The organism is Methylophaga sp. UBA2012, from assembly GCF_002335235.1.
GTDB classification, from domain to species: Bacteria; Pseudomonadota; Gammaproteobacteria; order Nitrosococcales; family Methylophagaceae; genus Methylophaga; species Methylophaga thalassica.
Genome location: NZ_DDCG01000002.1, coordinates 128,363 through 145,154, shown reverse-complemented (window position 1 = coordinate 145,154; position 16,792 = coordinate 128,363). Strand labels below are relative to the sequence as shown.

General features: G+C 41.6%; 20 protein-coding genes. 9 read left to right on the top strand and 11 right to left on the bottom strand.

Annotated elements, in window-relative coordinates; translation table 11 throughout:
• Positions 1-2: 2 nt before the first annotated feature.
• Complete coding sequence (locus B2248_RS02410; RefSeq protein ID WP_040576155.1) at positions 3-194, top strand: DNA gyrase inhibitor YacG; 192 nt, start codon at positions 3-5, stop codon at positions 192-194.
• A 2-nt stretch (positions 195-196) separates the two neighbouring features.
• Here B2248_RS02410 and nadA read toward each other — a convergent pair whose 3' ends face one another.
• The 6 genes from nadA to B2248_RS02380 form a co-directional block, all read right to left on the bottom strand.
• Positions 197-1,273, bottom strand: a complete 1,077-nt coding sequence (gene nadA, locus B2248_RS02405) for a quinolinate synthase NadA (protein WP_007144509.1) — start codon at positions 1,271-1,273, stop codon at positions 197-199.
• Positions 1,274-1,277: 4 nt separating this feature from the next.
• On the bottom strand, positions 1,278-1,685 hold the full coding sequence (gene mutT / locus B2248_RS02400) for an 8-oxo-dGTP diphosphatase MutT (RefSeq protein WP_273181314.1): 408 nt from the start codon (positions 1,683-1,685) through the stop codon (positions 1,278-1,280).
• Complete coding sequence (locus B2248_RS02395; protein WP_273181313.1) at positions 1,686-1,883, bottom strand: zinc-finger domain-containing protein; 198 nt, start codon at positions 1,881-1,883, stop codon at positions 1,686-1,688.
• A 16-nt stretch (positions 1,884-1,899) separates the two neighbouring features.
• Positions 1,900-3,681 (bottom strand): aspartate--tRNA ligase, encoded by a 1,782-nt coding sequence (gene aspS / locus B2248_RS02390; protein ID WP_007144506.1) that lies wholly within the window; start codon positions 3,679-3,681, stop codon positions 1,900-1,902.
• A 71-nt stretch (positions 3,682-3,752) separates the two neighbouring features.
• Positions 3,753-4,397 (bottom strand): DUF502 domain-containing protein, encoded by a 645-nt coding sequence (locus B2248_RS02385; protein ID WP_040576154.1) that lies wholly within the window; start codon positions 4,395-4,397, stop codon positions 3,753-3,755.
• Positions 4,398-4,420: 23 nt separating this feature from the next.
• Positions 4,421-4,693 (bottom strand): FmdB family zinc ribbon protein, encoded by a 273-nt coding sequence (locus tag B2248_RS02380; RefSeq protein ID WP_007144503.1) that lies wholly within the window; start codon positions 4,691-4,693, stop codon positions 4,421-4,423.
• Between the two features lie 158 nt (positions 4,694-4,851).
• Between B2248_RS02380 and B2248_RS02375 the strand changes: the two genes are divergently transcribed.
• The 7 genes from B2248_RS02375 (at position 4,852) to B2248_RS02345 (ending at position 11,045) form a co-directional block, all read left to right on the top strand.
• Positions 4,852-6,621, top strand: coding sequence for an ABCB family ABC transporter ATP-binding protein/permease (locus tag B2248_RS02375; protein WP_007144502.1), 1,770 nt, complete (start codon positions 4,852-4,854; stop codon positions 6,619-6,621).
• A 200-nt stretch (positions 6,622-6,821) separates the two neighbouring features.
• A complete protein-coding gene (locus tag B2248_RS02370) occupies positions 6,822-7,265 on the top strand; it encodes a plastocyanin/azurin family copper-binding protein (protein WP_007144501.1) in 444 nt (147 codons plus the stop codon).
• A 184-nt stretch (positions 7,266-7,449) separates the two neighbouring features.
• Positions 7,450-8,046 (top strand): ubiquinol-cytochrome c reductase iron-sulfur subunit, encoded by a 597-nt coding sequence (gene petA / locus B2248_RS02365; RefSeq protein WP_007144500.1) that lies wholly within the window; start codon positions 7,450-7,452, stop codon positions 8,044-8,046.
• Positions 8,046-9,272 carry a cytochrome b gene (locus B2248_RS02360; protein ID WP_007144499.1) on the top strand — a complete coding sequence of 409 codons (1,227 nt, stop codon included), beginning with the start codon at positions 8,046-8,048 and terminating at the stop codon, positions 9,270-9,272. Before petA ends, B2248_RS02360 begins: the two co-directional genes overlap by 1 nt.
• Entirely contained in the window at positions 9,272-9,976 is a 705-nt protein-coding gene (locus tag B2248_RS02355; RefSeq protein WP_273181310.1) for a cytochrome c1, read from the top strand. Before B2248_RS02360 ends, B2248_RS02355 begins: the two co-directional genes overlap by 1 nt.
• Positions 9,977-10,019: 43 nt before the next feature.
• Positions 10,020-10,637 carry a glutathione S-transferase N-terminal domain-containing protein gene (locus B2248_RS02350; protein ID WP_273181308.1) on the top strand — a complete coding sequence of 206 codons (618 nt, stop codon included), beginning with the start codon at positions 10,020-10,022 and terminating at the stop codon, positions 10,635-10,637.
• Between the two features lie 3 nt (positions 10,638-10,640).
• On the top strand, positions 10,641-11,045 hold the full coding sequence (locus B2248_RS02345; protein WP_273181306.1) for a ClpXP protease specificity-enhancing factor: 405 nt from the start codon (positions 10,641-10,643) through the stop codon (positions 11,043-11,045).
• A 1-nt stretch (position 11,046) separates the two neighbouring features.
• Here B2248_RS02345 and B2248_RS02340 read toward each other — a convergent pair whose 3' ends face one another.
• The 3 genes from B2248_RS02340 to B2248_RS02330 are packed head-to-tail and all read right to left on the bottom strand — an operon-like array spanning position 11,047 to position 14,634.
• Positions 11,047-12,417 carry a sigma-54-dependent transcriptional regulator gene (locus B2248_RS02340; RefSeq protein ID WP_273181304.1) on the bottom strand — a complete coding sequence of 457 codons (1,371 nt, stop codon included), beginning with the start codon at positions 12,415-12,417 and terminating at the stop codon, positions 11,047-11,049.
• A gap of 18 nt (positions 12,418-12,435) precedes the next feature.
• On the bottom strand, positions 12,436-13,893 hold the full coding sequence (locus B2248_RS02335; RefSeq protein ID WP_284723706.1) for an ATP-binding protein: 1,458 nt from the start codon (positions 13,891-13,893) through the stop codon (positions 12,436-12,438).
• Positions 13,894-13,953: 60 nt separating this feature from the next.
• Positions 13,954-14,634, bottom strand: a complete 681-nt coding sequence (locus B2248_RS02330; RefSeq protein WP_139031825.1) for a hypothetical protein — start codon at positions 14,632-14,634, stop codon at positions 13,954-13,956.
• 76 nt (positions 14,635-14,710) lie between these two features.
• On the opposite strand from B2248_RS02330, the gene B2248_RS02325 reads away from it, so the two are divergent.
• Positions 14,711-15,178, top strand: coding sequence for a DUF302 domain-containing protein (locus B2248_RS02325; RefSeq protein WP_273181301.1), 468 nt, complete (start codon positions 14,711-14,713; stop codon positions 15,176-15,178).
• A 28-nt stretch (positions 15,179-15,206) separates the two neighbouring features.
• Here B2248_RS02325 and B2248_RS02320 read toward each other — a convergent pair whose 3' ends face one another.
• Positions 15,207-16,088, bottom strand: a complete 882-nt coding sequence (locus B2248_RS02320) for a quinoprotein dehydrogenase-associated putative ABC transporter substrate-binding protein (RefSeq protein ID WP_273181300.1) — start codon at positions 16,086-16,088, stop codon at positions 15,207-15,209.
• A 139-nt stretch (positions 16,089-16,227) separates the two neighbouring features.
• The coding region (locus B2248_RS02315; protein WP_286722017.1) for a PQQ-binding-like beta-propeller repeat protein at positions 16,228-16,792 on the bottom strand (565 nt) is incomplete at its 5' end.

Genomic DNA, 16,792 nt, shown 5'->3' with positions numbered 1-16,792 from the left:
TTATGGTAACCACTGTTAATTGTCCACAATGCGGAACATTAGTGCCATGGCAAAAAGATCAAGTCTGGAAACCTTTTTGCAGTGAGCGCTGTAAACTGATTGATCTCGGTGAATGGGCTTCTGAAGGACATCGTATTCCTGGGCCACCAGTTCACTCACCTTTAGATGATAACGACGAATCCGATTATCACTAAGACTAAGCGTCACCGGCGGTGAGAATACCTTTTTCATAAGAAAAGTTAAGCATCCGGTTCAACGGAATTAGTGCTTTTTGACGAATATCCTCATCTACTTCAATCGTATTATTCATTTCGACTAATGTTTTGTGTAAGTTCACAAGGGTATTCATTGCCATCCATGGACAATGGGCACAGCTTTTACAGGTCGCACTTTTGCCCCCTGTCGGCGCGGGTATTAAACGTTTATCAGGCACAGCCTGACTCATTTTGTAAAACAAACCATAATCTGTTGCGATGATTAAAGTATCGGCTTTAGAAGCTTTACCTGCCGCAATAATTTGTTTTGTCGAACCAACAAAGTCTGCCTTGGCAATCACCGCCTCAGGCGACTCCGGATGAACTAAAACCTCAGCATCAGGATATTTCGCCATAAGCTGTTCCAGTTCGTACAACTTAAACTCATCGTGTACAACACAATGCCCTTGCCATAACAGCATATCGGCATCAGTTTTATTTTTGATGTACTGACCCAAATGACGATCTGGCCCCCAAATAATCTTTTTGCCTTCCGCTTTTAAGGCGTCAATAATCTGAATAGCATTACTGGAGGTGACAATCCAATCAGCACGCGCTTTTACTTCAACACTCGTGTTAGCGTAAACCACAACAACACGATCAGGATGCTGATCACAAAACTCGCTAAAGGCGTCAATCGGACAGCCAAGATCAAGTGAGCATTCGGCTTCCAGTGTTGGCATGATAACCGTCTTTTCCGGGCTCAATATTTTCGCGGTTTCCCCCATAAAACGAACGCCACAAACCACTAGTGTTTCAGCAGGATGCTTAGCTCCAAAATTCGCCATATCCAGTGAGTCAGAAACATACCCGCCTGTTTGTTCTGCTAGAGCCTGTAGCTCATCATCAACATAATAATGAGCGATCATAACGGCATTCTTTTCTTCTAACAGACGTTTTATTTTCTCAATATAGTCCGCTTTTTCCTCTTCAGACAGCCAAGGCGTTGGGGCAACATTATCAATGATTGAGTCAATCTTTGATTGAAGTGATTGTGGAATGGCTTCTGCTAAACTCATAATTCTAAAATGCCTGTATGGTATTCAATTGCTGTTGTATTGATTCAACGATGGCCTTATTGGCAGCCGGGAATTCATATTGATGTAAGGTAGAAATATCTACCCATTGGGTAATTTGACCTTCCTGACCTATTGGCGTTCCATCAAAAGCATCCGTCCACCACACATCCAATAAAACAGTTCTATCACCATAATCATGGCTAATAGTAATGAGTGGTTTTGCTGAATGAACTTCAATCGCCAGCTCTTCATTAATTTCTCTTTTTAAGGCCTGAAAAGTACTCTCTCCTGCCTCGACCTTACCGCCGGGAAACTCCCATAAATTACCTTGATGCTGCTCGGGCTTGCGTAAGGCGATAAATACTTGCTGTTTCTGAACAATAACTCCTACAGCGACATGTATTTGACTCATTTAATCCTGACCACTCAGTGTGAAAAGCGCCCCACAATAAGGGCAGGCCACTTCACCTTTTGTTTCGATATCTAAATAAACCCGGGGATGCGCATTCCACACCGCCATGTCTGGCATTGGACAGCTTAGCGGCAGATCTTTAGGGTGAACCCAATAATGTTTTTCTGTGCATGATTTATCATCACTTTGCTCACCCATAAGATCTCCTTAACGACTACTCAGCCTGAGGATTTTTTCTCAACCTGATATTCAGTTCTTTCAATAATGCATCATCAATAGGACTTGGCGCATCCGTTAATAAACAGCTTGCTGATTGTGTTTTTGGAAATGCCATCACATCACGTATTGAGGCAGCTCCGGTCATCAACATCACTAAACGATCCAGACCAAATGCTAGGCCACCATGAGGAGGACACCCGTATTTCAATGCATTTAACAAAAAGCCGAATTTATCCTGCGCTTCTTCTTCGTTAATGCCAAGTAATTCAAATACTTTTTGCTGGATATCGGTCTTGTGAATACGCATAGAACCACCACCCAGCTCTGTACCATTTAAGACCATGTCATACGCTCGTGACAGACATTTCTCAGGATCAGAGTCCAACAGTGCCAAATCTGATTCGCGGGGAGCGGTAAACGGATGATGAAGCGCATGCCAACGCGCTGATTTCTCGTCCCATTCGAACATTGGGAAAGCAACAACCCATAAAGGTTTCCAGCCACGTTCAACCATGTCTAAGTCATGCCCCAGTTTCACACGAAGTGCACCGAGAGACTCATTAACGATCGTCGCTTTATCAGCGCCAAAGAAAACCAAATCGCCAGTTTTTGCTTCTACACGTTGCATAATGGCACTGATAACTTCATCAGGTAGGAATTTCAGAATCGGTGACTGCAAACCTTCACGTCCCGCATCAATATCATTCACCTTGATATACGCTAATCCCTTCGCACCATAGATTCCTACATACTTGGTGTAGTCATCAATTTCTTTACGACTCAGATTATTACCACCGGGTACTTTTAGAGCTGCGACACGACCGCGTGGATCATTAGCTGGTGAAGAGAAGACTTTAAAGTCAACCTCACCCATTAAATCGCTGACATCGACTAATTCAAGAGAGATACGGAGATCCGGTTTATCACTACCGAAACGATCCATGGCTTCAGCATAGGTCATTCTCGGGAATGGATTCGGTAAGGCTTCTTCCAATACATTGGCAAAAAGACCACGAATCATTTCTTCCATCATATTCATGAAATCTTCTTCTTCAACAAAAGAAGTTTCAATATCAATCTGAGTAAATTCAGGTTGTCGGTCAGCACGCAAATCTTCATCACGGAAGCAACGAACAACCTGATAATAACGGTCCATGCCGGACATCATCAATAATTGTTTGAATAGCTGTGGTGATTGCGGCAAAGCAAAAAATTCACCCTGATGGGTACGACTTGGCACCAGATAATCACGTGCTCCTTCTGGCGTGGCTTTCGTCAAAATAGGCGTTTCAATATCTAAGAAGCCGTTTGAATCCAGAAAGTGGCGTAACTGACGGGTAATCTGTGAACGGAAACGCAAACGTTGCTGCATTTCTGGACGGCGCAAATCAATGTAACGATAACGCAGACGGATATCTTCGTTCACATCCAACAGCTCATTCAGCGGGAAAGGCGGTGTTTCTGATGCATTCAGAATTTCCAGCTTTTTCGCAATAATCTCAATCTTGCCACTACGCAAATCGGCATTGTCACTACCGGCAGGTCTAAGCTGAACAAGCCCTTCAATTTTTAAGACATATTCACTTCTGACACGTTCAGCTACAGCAAAACACTCAGCATCTTCAGGGTTACAAACAACTTGAACTAATCCCTCGCGATCTCGTAAGTCAATAAAAATAACTCCACCGTGATCTCGTCGACGGTGCATCCAGCCAACAATAGAAACTGACTGACCTTCGAGGGTTTCATTTACCTCGCCGCAATAATGGCTACGCATAATAACTTCCAATCTTTAAATTTTTATAGTTTGCAATTGAGTTCTGAAAAATAGAATTCGAACCCTTAATTTTACGCTTGTTCAGGCTTTTTCTGCTGAGCCTGTTGTTTCAATAATTGTTCTTTTTCCCAATCAGGCACAACGACCCCCATTGAGATAATCATTTTTAAGCCTTGTTCGACACTCATCTCCAACTCAATCACATCCTCTTTTGGCAACATGAGCACAAAGCCGGAGGTTGGATTAGGCGTTGTTGGTATAAAAACACTGATCACTTCGGATCGTGTTTTTTCTTGTACCTCACCGAGCTGATCTGACGTCATAAAAGCGAGACTCCAAGCCCCTTTTCTTGGATATTCCACCAAAAGTACACGGCGAAATGACTGTCCATCTGTCGCTAATACGGCTTCTAAAATTTGCTTGATACCCGCATAGAGTGTTCTGACCAGAGGAATCCTTGATAACAAGGATTCCCAGGCATTCACTAACCGTCGCCCTAACAGATTGGCAACGATCATACCCGTTGCTAATACCAATACAACCGCTAATAACACTCCCAGCCCGGGGATATGGATACCTAAGAAATTATCCGGTTGATAAGCATCGGGTAGTAGTAATAATGTTTGATCAAGAAATCCAACGATAGCGCGGATAACAAGGAATGTAATGCCCAACGGCATCCAGACTAACAATCCCGCTATCAGATATTTACGCATTTATGACTTAGGTTCAAACATGATTAATGGCAGCCACAACCGGTACCGCATGCGGCTGCATTAGTCTTTTTTCCGCTATCGCTCGTTCCTGTATCTGCTAAATTACGTTTACTGCCTGTTTTAAAATCAGTTTCATACCAGCCATCACCCTTCAAACGAAACCCTGACGCCGATACCAATTTGCGTAACTGCGCTTCTTGACAGGCTGGACAATCAACCAATGGTTCATCACTAATTTTTTGCAATGCTTCAAATTCATGACCACACGCATCACAGCGATATTCATAAAGTGGCATTATTCCTTCCTCATACGATAAAACAAATATTGGAGACCACTTTTATAGTGTCTCGAAAGCCGCATTTCAAGAGTTAAACCCATTAATTATAACTAAAAATCTTTATTGCCGCCGTGCTCACTTACATCATCGCTAATTTAATGCGCTAAACTATACTAATGACATCCAAAAACGATTGGCAGGCAATACGCCGACTTATTCCTTTTATAAAAAAATTTAAAGGCCGTGTATTACTTGCACTCAGCCTGCTCACCCTAGCAAAGCTGGCTAACGTTGCTGTCCCCCTGACACTTAAACACGCTATTGATGCTTTAGATCCCCAGCATCAGAATATCATCTATCTGCCCGTGATGATGTTAGTAGCTTACGGACTTCTGAGACTGGCTAGCAGTGCATTTAGTGAACTTCGAGATGCGCTATTCGCCAAAGTCATTTTTCGCTCTGTTCGTAGAATCGCCTCACAGATACTGGCTCATTTACACGAGTTATCACTTCAATTTCATTTGCAGAGACAAACCGGTGGTATCTCACGCGATATAGAACGCGGTAGTCGCGGCATCAGTTTTCTGATGAACTTCATGATATTCAATATCTTACCTACATTGGTAGAAATTGGATTAGTCACTGCAATATTACTCATTAATTACGACAGTATTTTTGCGATTATCACCACCAGTACAATTCTCATATATATCTTTTATACCCTCATTATCACTGAGTGGCGGATGCGCTATCGCAGGCGCATGAATGAAATGGATTCTCAAGCGAATAATCAAGCGATAGACAGTCTGATTAATTACGAAACCGTTAAATATTTTAATAATGAGGAACTGGAGGTTTCGCAATACGATAAAAAATTAGCGTCGTGGGAAAAATCTGCCATCCATAACCAGACGTCACTGTCCGTTTTGAATATTGGTCAGGGTGTTATCATTTCTGCTGGCTTGACCGCACTCATGCTACTTGCGGGACAAGGAGTAGTTGATGGTCAGTTATCACTCGGCGATCTTGTACTGATTAATGCTTATCTTCTCCAGCTTTATATGCCTCTGGGTTTTTTAGGGTTTGTCTACAGAGAAATTCGTCATTCACTGGCCGATATGGAACGCATGTTTCATTTACTCGAACAACAAAAAGAAATTTCTGATAATGACGATGCAAAGGATATTGATATAAGTTTGGGAGAGGTCAAGTTTGTAAATGTCGGTTTTTCATACCACCCGGATAGAGTCATTCTGAAAAACATTAGTTTCACCGCGAAAGCAGGGCAAAAACTCGCCATTGTAGGACCAAGTGGTTCCGGAAAATCTACCATTATCAGGCTGCTTTATCGTTTTTATGATCCACAAATGGGTCATATAGAAATCGATAATCAAGATATCAAACACGTGACCCAAAACAGCCTGCGAAAACACATTGGCATAGTGCCTCAAGACACCGTTTTATTTAACGATACGATTTACCACAATATTGCTTATGGCAAACCATCTGCCAACACTGAAGCTGTGACTGCAGCAGCGAAACAAGCCAATCTTCATGACTTCATTCAACAATTACCTGATGGCTATAACACTATCGTTGGCGAACGAGGTTTGAAATTATCGGGTGGCGAAAAACAACGGCTTGCCATTGCTCGTACCCTTCTGAAAAATCCCAAAGTGTTATGCTTTGATGAAGCCACTTCAGCACTGGACAGTCATTCTGAACAACGAATTGGCAAGGAAATCATCAATATTAGTCTGAATAAGACGACTTTGGTTATTGCTCACAGGCTGTCCACTATCATCGACGCAAATCAGATTTTGGTGATGGACAAAGGTGAGATTATAGAGCAAGGCACTCATCAACAATTACTAGCCCAAAACGGTGTCTATGCTTCCATGTGGCAGCTACAGCAAAGTCATACAGAAACAAATAACGTTGTATAAGTGAGTTATTTGACGCAAACCACTCACTTTTTTGGACTTTATGACAAAAGTCAGGTTAGTATGTCGCGCGGTTCTAGCCGACTTAAATCAATATATACCAAAGAGATAACTATTTTATCCGTTCAGTTTCGGTTCAGTTTGGTTGTGCCAAACTTGCATCGCACTGGGTCAAATAACCTAAGAAAACAAGAGGATTAATAATGAAATATGGTAAATCACTTATTGCTGCTACTTTAACTGCAGCGACTTTGATGTCAACTTCAGTAATGGCTGAAAACCACACAGTAACAGCCCAAGTGACATCATTCAAACCAATGGTTATTCAAATTCAACCAGGTGATACAGTTTCTTTCGAAAACATGAACGGTCACATCACCAACACTAAATTTGTTGAAGCTGATGGTGAACATGAGTACATCCCAGAAGGCGCAACAGGTTGGACTTCACAAATGGGTGAAAACTTCACAACACAACCTTTAACAGTAGAAGGTGTTTACTTATACAAATGTGACCCGCATTGGGGTGCTGGTATGGGTGGTGTCGTTATCGTTGGTAAACCAACTAACTTAGAAGCTATCGAAGCCACTAAACCTAAAGGCGCTCTGAAACGTCTGGTGAAAAAAGCCGCAAAAGCTGCTAAATAAGTTCGATTAAAATCGTTCCAAGATGAAAAGCCCGCCTAATTCTAGGCGGGCTTTTTTGATCCTTTGCTTCCAGTACTATGATAATATTTATGAGTTTTGTAGTTAACCGCAGCATTGAACAATAATAATTCATGCGGTTAATAGGGAATTTTAAGATTTTCAGAAAGCTGGGAGGACTCCGTCAATGAGTCACAATGTCGATACAGGCAAAAGGCGATTTCTAACCGCAGCTGCCAGTGTTGTTGGTGGGGCTGGTGCAGTCGCCGTTGCCGTACCATTTGTTTCATCCATGCTACCTAGTGCAAAAGCTCAAGCTGCTGGCGCACCTGTTGAAGTGGATATTAGTAAATTAGAAAAAGGGCAATTACTGACCGTTGAGTGGCAAGGAAAACCCGTCTGGATTTTCAGACGCAGCGAGGAAACAATTGAAACGCTTGTTTCATTAGACGATAGACTCGTTGACCCTCGTAGTGAAATGGCCAGCCAACAACCATCATACTGTCAAAATGAAGCTCGCTCTATCCGTGACGAATTGATGGTACTTGTCGGTATTTGTACCCATTTGGGCTGCTCACCTACATATAGGCCCGAATTAGCACCGGAAGATCTTGGAAAAGATTGGAAAGGCGGCTTCTTTTGCCCATGTCACGGTTCGCGATATGATTTAGCTGGCCGTGTCTTTCAAAATATGCCTGCTCCTAAGAATATGCTGGTACCTCCTTATCATTTCCAGGGTGATAACGTCGTTATCGTTGGTGAAAGTTCAGAAGGAGCTGCATAATGTTTTCCGGATTTATGAATTGGGTTGATGCCCGTTTTCCCGCATCTAAAATGTGGAGAGAACATCTTTCTGAATATTACGCACCGAAGAATTTCAATTTCTGGTATTTCTTTGGGTCTTTAGCCTTATTGGTTTTGGTCATACAAATTGTCACTGGAATATTCCTGACAATGAACTACAAACCTGATGCGGCACTAGCTTTTGCTTCCGTTGAATACATCATGCGTGATGTTCCATGGGGCTGGTTAATCCGCTATATGCATTCCACTGGCGCTTCTGCTTTTTTCATCGTCGTCTATTTGCATATGTTCCGGGGTTTAATTTACGGTTCTTATAAACAACCACGCGAGCTCGTGTGGCTGTTTGGTATGTTGATATATCTCGTATTGATGGCGGAAGCCTTTATGGGTTATCTGCTGCCGTGGGGACAAATGTCTTACTGGGGTGCTCAGGTTATTATTTCACTGTTCGGCGCTATTCCCTTCATTGGCGAACAACTCGCTTTATGGATTCGTGGTGACTTCGTTGTAGCTGATGCAACTCTGAATCGTTTCTTCGCTTTCCATGTTATTGCTTTACCAATCGTGTTACTGGGACTGGTTGTTGCCCACATCATTGCCTTGCATGAAGTTGGTTCTAATAATCCTGATGGCGTTGAAATTAAGAAACTTAAGAATAAAGAAGGCAAACCATTAGACGGTATTCCATTCCACCCTTACTATACGGTGAAAGATATTGTTGGCGTTATTGTCTTCTTATTTATCTTTTCGTTGGTGTTGTTCTATATGCCTGAAATGGGTGGCTGGTTCCTTGAACATGCTAACTTTATTCCAGCAGATCCGTTGAAAACACCAGAGCATATTGCTCCTGTCTGGTATTTCACGCCTTTCTATGCAATTTTAAGAGCGGTGCCAAGCATCAATGCATCAGCATTCCCTGGCGTTGTTGCCATGGGCTTATCCATCGTGTTCTTATTTTTGTTACCCTGGTTAGATAGAAGCCCAGTAAAATCAATTCGTTACCGTGGCCCTTATTTCAAGATTGCATTAACCTTGTTTATTATCAGCTTCTTAGTTTTAGGCTTTTTAGGCACACAACCTGCCACAGAGCTTTACACGCTGATTGCTCAAATTTCGTCAGTTATCTATTTTGCATTTTTCATCTTTATGCCGTTCTACACGAAATTTGATAAAGATAAACCTGTACCAGAAAGGGTAACAAGCTAATGAAACATTTAATTTTTACTGTTTTGCTCAGCCTGTTTTCAGTACAGGCTATGGCTGCTGGGGGTGGTGTCCATTTGGATCACACAGACATTGATATCACCGATCAAGCGTCTTTACAGCGTGGTGCAAAAACATTTGTTAACTATTGCCTGAGTTGTCACCAAGCTGCATACATGCGCTACAACCGTATGGCAAAAGATCTTGGTTTAACAGACGATCAGGTTAAAGATAATCTGATGTTTGCCTCTGACAAAATTGGCGACACAATGACTATTGCAATGCGTCCGGAAGATGCAAAGAAATGGTTTGGCGTGACGCCTCCTGATTTATCGGTTATTGCTCGTTCCAGAGGTACCGATTGGCTATATACCTATCTGAGAACATTCTATCTTGACTCATCTCGCCCAGTGGGTACCAATAATCTTGCATTTAAAGATGTTGGTATGCCTCATGTTCTATGGGAGCAACAAGGTTATCAAACAAAGGATCCAGAGACAGGCGAATTAATTGCTCCAGAAAATGCACCGTTATCAACGCATGAGTACAACCAATTAGTGCATGATCTGGTTAACTTTCTTGCCTATATGAGTGAGCCATCTAAACTACAAAGAATGGCTCTTGCAAAATGGGTTCTGCTCTACCTGATAGTGTTTTTCTTGATTGCTTATCCACTTAAAAAAGCCTTCTGGAAAGATATACATTGATCATTATTTGGCATAGCGAAGACATGATAGGATTTGATAAAAAATGAATAGTACTCGCCGTTCTAAAATGACGGTTTTCTCAGATCCTATTTGTCCCTTTAGTCATCAGGTTCGCATTATTCTTCAGGAAAAAGATATTGATGCGAATATTGAAACCTTAATTGATGGCGCTTGGCCGGAAGAGGTCGCGATTGCCAATCCTTATGGAATTGGTCCCACCTTATTTGATCGTGATTTAGTGTTATTCAACGCAGGTGTGATAGCTGAATATCTGGATGAACGTTTCCCTCATCCACCACTGATGCCTGTCGACCCTGTAGCAAAGGCAAAAACACGACTGATGCTCTACCGAATAGACAGAGACTGGTACTCACACTGGAATGTTATTTCAGGACGCGAAAAAGGTAACGTCAGTAAAGCACGTAAAACGATTCAGGAAGATTTAACGGTGCTTGCGCCATTATTTGAAGACTCAGCGTTTTTTATGAGTGATGAGTTTTCTGTGTTGGACTGCACGCTAGCCCCTCTATTATGGCGTCTTCCGGCATTAAAAATAAAATTACCAGCAAGTGCCAGTGCTGTAGAAAAATATGCACAGAAGATTTTCCGCAGAGACAGTTTCCAACAGAGTTTAACGGCAGCAGAAAAGGCAATGCGATAAATTATGACTTCACAAAAGCCATATCTTATTCGAGCTATACATGAATGGTTACTAGATAATGCTTCTACTCCTTATCTACTGGTCAATACTGACCACGAGGGTGTACAAGTTCCTACTGACTTCGTACGCGATAGTCGTATCGTCTTGAATATCGCACCTGATGCAGTTCGGGATTTAAATATTAGTAATGATTGGCTGAGTTTCTCAGCGAGATTTGCCGGCAAACCAATGGATATATTTATCCCCATCATTGCTGTTCAGGCTATTTACAGCAAAGAAAATAACGAAGGTATGTTCTTTCCGGAAGAAGATATGCCAACGCCACCGCCTCCACCAAAAGCTGAACCCACGACTCAAAATAACACTAATAAGTCAGGAAATCGCCCCAGTTTAAAAGTCGTCAAATAAACTATAACTGATATTTTTCCATACGATATCGCATGGCCATTCTTGTCAATCCTAGCTCACGTGCAGCACGAGATACATTACCGGCGGTTCGCTCCAGTGCTTTTTCCAGCAGATACTTCTCGACTTGCTCAAGCGTCATATGTCCCAATACTTCGACAGGATCAAGCTGTTGAGATGTTGTGATTGTTGTCTGCATGATCAATTGTGATACATCAATCAAGCCATCAGCAGACATCATCACTGCACGTTCAACAACATGTTGTAACTCTCGGATATTGCCTGGCCAATCATAGTCTTGTAGCGCACTGACAGCCGTTTCTGTAAAAACGGGAGGTTTCAAACCATAACGTCTTGCAACCATCTCAACAAAATGCGCAGCTAATGGTGCGATGTCAATTTTTCGCTCCCGTAACGGCGGCATCTGAAGTTGAATCACGTTTAAACGGAAATAAAGATCTGAACGAAACTCGCCATCAGCGACCATTTGAGGTAAGTCACGATTTGTTGCTGCGATGAAATGTGCATTAACCGCCCTTTCTTGTGTTGCCCCAATTCGTCTTATCTGACGGCGTTCTAGCACATTCAATAACTTTGATTGCAATTCAAGTGGTAGTTCACCGACTTCATCTAAGAAAAGTGTCCCATCTTCGGCCACTTCAATTAAGCCTGCTTTTGCCTGATGTGCATTGGTAAATGCACCACGCTCATAACCAAATAGTTCAGCTTCGATTAAATCTTTGGGTAAGGCTGCACAATCAACGTGGACAAAAGGCTTGTCTCGCCATTTACCTGACTGATGATAATAGCGAGCAAGTACATCTTTGCCTGTTCCAGTTTCACCGTTGATGAGAATGACAGGATATTCAGTCTGAGCGCGATCAACCAACTGAATGACGCGTTCCATTTGTTGCTTGATAGCCTGCATGGCGTTACTTTGGCCGACCATTACCACAGGTTCTGAACCATGCGTTTCCCGGACATGCGAGTAGTCAAGCTGTTGACTTAGCTTTTGTGTTTGCATCACCTTATTGACTGTGAGTACTAACTCATCCAAATCAACAGGTTTCTTCAAATAATCTGTCGCACCTAACTTCATGGCTCGAACAGCATCTTCTAATTCACCATAGGCGGTCATCATAACCACTGGTATAACATGCCAAGTTTGATGCTCTCTTAACACCTGTAAGAAGTCCAGACCACTGGCATCTGGTAATCTTACATCCAGCAGAATAATGTCTGGTAAAGTTTTTTCCAACACCATGTATGCATCAGAAATGGTTTCAGCAATTGTTGGCGTATGACCCTCTCGTTGCAGACGCTTCATAACAGATTTTGCAAAAAGCGTTTCGTCTTCAATTAATAAAATATTCAATATCAATTTCACTTTACCTTAGGTAATTTTTGGCAGTCTGATAATCACGCATGTTCCTTGAACATCATTAGCGTAATAAAAGAGTTCGCCCTGATGTTGTTTCACAACTTTAAGTGTAAAGGGTATGCCCAGACCAAAACTAAGCCGTTTAGTATCATCCCTACCAACAGCATTTTCATCTAACGGATCAAAGTTCATTCCTTTTCCCTGGTCACGAATACTTAATTCAATTTGGTCTGAACTCTCTTTATATTCCAGTCTTAACTTTGACGAAATTGGTGAGGCTTCAATGGCATTCTGTATAAGATTGAATATAGCTTGTTCCATTAAATTAATATCAATCAAAACCTGTGTAGGCTGCAACTCCCATCCTTTCCGTTCGATGTATATCGATTTATCCTTGAGTTGTAAATCCATCATAGCCAAGGTATTGTCTGCCACCTCTGTCAGAGGTTTCTGAGTGAAATGAGCACTTATTGGATGCAGATACGTTAATAATGAAGTCACCCAGCGTTCAAGGCGATCTACAGCGATAATAATATCTTTTAATGCTTCCTGAATTTCAGGCTCCGGATTTTCATCTAATGTGACTTGGGCTGCTGCACGAATACTGGCCAATGGGTTTCTAATGTTGTGAGCAACCAAGGGAACCAACTCGCCCAAAGCGGCTTGTTTTTTTGCCTCAATCAATCGGTCACGATTGACAATAATCTCACTGGCCATCATGTTAATGGCATCAGACAGTCGAATTAACTCATCTACCCCACCACCTTTAATCTCATGATTCAATTCCCCTTTGCTTATCCGCCTTGCGCCTTGCATCACTCTAGCAAGAGGTTTTATGACATTATTATTCACAAAACGCCGTGATAGTAATAATAGCGTTAATGCTAATAAGATCGGGATGGGTACAAGTATGAATAACTGCGACATCCACTTCTGTCGATCATGGGTCAATGCTTGCTGTTTTTTATTGAGTAGACTTTCAAATTGGCTGAAAGCATCTTCGAGTTTTTTAAAGGTATATTTCTCCAGTTGTAGATTCAGCAATTCTTTTTGTTGCTCAGATGGTTGCATGACTCTTAACAGAGTATGCGTTTCATCATGGAACCGTTGATAAGCCAGTTCGATATCAATCACTGCCTGAAACTCGTTTTGTTGTTCAGCTTCCTGCTTTAAGTCTTGGATAAACCCTGTAATTCTATCTGTATATTGTTCATACTCTTCAGGGGCGTCCGTATCCGCAAGAAAGTTCGCATCAAATACTTCTTTCAATTGACGGTATAACTCACCACGAATGTTTTGCATGTGATTATTCATCGAAGTCAATCGTAAAGACTCCTCAGAACTTTTTTGCCATGCAAAAGCCCAGACGATGCCGACACTGGCAGTCACAAGAATAATAATCAAGAAACTTAGCTCATGTAACAAAAGTGAGCCTTGAATGCTTCGGCGAAAGCGGGAAAATAGTTTCATATAAAAAAACGGGCCTTTTCAGCCCGTTTTATGCTGTCCAAGATCAAGTAAATTATTTTTTTACTCGGGCTTATAGCTTTCAAATGTAATACTTTCATCGACTAATGCAGCCTGTCCTTCATGCCACGTATCACCATCTGGCACAATAGTTCTAACTTCATAAATCTCACCCGGGATATCTTCTGAAAGGGTGAAAATATAATATTTGCTGGCATATAGCTTATAACGTGCATTTTTAGGATCGTTAATATATGGCTGGACAATATATTGTGTACCTTTTACCTTTTTACCGTTGTAGTCAATATCGACCTGTTTTTTCTCAGCGCCAGCGGCTAATGCCCAACGAAGTTTGCGTTGGAAATAACGCCATTCGCCGCCTGTCAGGCGTTTCATTTCATGTACATCAAACTCTAAGAAAAGCACAAAAACGCCATTTCCACGCTGGTTTTCCATGGGTTCATAAGGACGTTTATACTGGTTGGTGAAAAAATCAAAAGATAGGTCACTACGACCAGTATTACGGATATTTGATACGTGTACTTTTATTGTGTCTTCACGCGAATCTTCAACGAAGCTTTCTTTTTTATATTTATAGGTTAATGTGCCTGGCTGTGTAATATTTTTTAAATGAGCTTTATCAAATAATTCATTATTTACTTCTGAGAATCCAGGCTCAGCAAAGGCATTACTGAAAAGCACCATAAGCCATCCAGACATCAATACCATTAACAATTTTTTCACTTTGAACCTCTCTCTTTTTTACTTTGATTTTATAGTGTTATTCTAAACAATCATTCATTAAATATAGCTTTAATACATGAAAATATATTCCTCAGGCATTGTCAGCTACACTCTTATTATTCTTACATTTCTCTTCTTTACAGCCTGTCAGCAGCAGACTGAAAACAGACTATATGAAAAAGAAAGTCCGTATTCTTTTGAAGATACCTTATTAAACTTAGATATTGCTATTTCAGAACAAAATTACCGCATCATTCATCGAAGTCACATTGGCCAAGCCATTCGAGATCGTGGTGATACGGATTTTCCATTAGCGACGATTACTAATTTTTGTAACATCACTTATGCCAAAGAAATGATGGAAATCAATCCCCAGCTCATCAATGAAATGCCCTGTAATATCAGTGTACGTCAGTCCAACTCTGGTCAGGTTATTATCAGTACCGAATTAATGGATGAAACTTCTCACAACAAAAAACAACAGGTATTTGCAAAAAAAATTAATCACAATTTAAAAACAATTATCGGGGCAACGATTGAATAGTCACCCCGATAAAATGTTCTGCTAAATATTAATCGTCATCATCTTTGCGAACCCGCTTTTTAGGATAAGGATTAACGTTATCCAATGACGGCAAATGATATTGCGCCATGATGGCATCAATCTCATCTTTATTTTCTGTCAGGAACTGGTTTAATAGCGCATTCCATTTTTTGTCTTGATAACGCGTTCCCATACTAAAGCTGAACACATAGGCCTCACCCAGCTCATTTAGAGGCTGAACAACCATTGGCACATCTGACTCACTAGCATAGTAACCAGCAATGGGCCCCCACAATAACGCAACATCGATATTACCTTTGGCGAGCTCATCACTAATAATACGTCCAGCATTCACTCGAGCATCACCAGGCATCATTTGGAAATATTGAATTTGATCAGCTAAACCGAGGTCTAATAGCGCTTTTGTTGTTACACCACGATCAAAGATACCGATACGTAATGGTTTACCATCTTTTTTTGCCGTGACAATATCTTTCATCTGATGAAGCTCATAGCCTTCTCCTTTGCGGTAGACCATTGCTTCAATTGAACTCCAATAGGGTTTAGTCGGTTTTAAGAAATCTGTATGTTCAGGAATACTCATTGCGACATCGCAATAAAACAACCCTGTCTCAGGATCTACTTTTTTAATTGTGTTACGTGAAAAGCCGATACGTTGCGGGAAATAATAATATTCAACGGGTAACCCCAATTCTTTGCCTAATAACTCTGCGATCTTATTATCAAAGCCTTCACCTTCTTTATTTGAATAAGGCAGGTTGTAACCGTCAGCACAAACGCGCACGGCTTTTTGTCCAGGGAGGGGTTTTAAATCATCAGCAGCAAATGCTGTGGTTGTACCCAGAAGGACTCCCATAATAACTAGTGTCCAACGCTGTATTTTGGTCATTCTCTCTTCCTTTTTTTGATTATGAAAAACTTTCGACCATAAAGCTAACATATTTGTTTCAAAAAAAAGACCCGACATCAAAAGATGCCGGGCCTTTTATTCAGATTAAGATTACGGAGTAATCTATATCATCTGGGTCTTACAGGCTGAATACACTCAGAATACCACCCAGGTTAGTCCAGCTAGACAGTGATTTATATGCACCGACTGCGCCAAGACCATCTGTGTCATTTTCTAAGCTTGGAATCGCCATACCGATACCAGCCCAACCACCGACACCTGACAGTACAGAAATATACTGTTTACCGTCATGTTTGTAGGTGTTGACGTTACCGATAACGCCTGACGCTGTTTTGAATCTCCACAGCTCACGACCTGTTTGCGCATCAACGGCTTTCAGGTAACCTTCTAATGTACCGTAGAAGACGACGTCAGAAGCGGTTGCTAAGGCACCAGACCAGACTGAGAAACGTTCTGGGTTTGACCATACGATCTTACCTTCACGTGAATCCCAAGCGATGAAGTTACCTAAGTGTGTACCACCTGGTGCTGGGAACATGCTTAATGTTGCACCAACGTATGGTTGACCTGCTACGTATTCCACTTCAAATGGTTCATAGTCCATACAAACGTGGTTTGTTGGGACATAGTGTAAACCAGTACGTGGAGAGTACGCTGAAGGCTGTTGGTCTTTAGAACCTAAA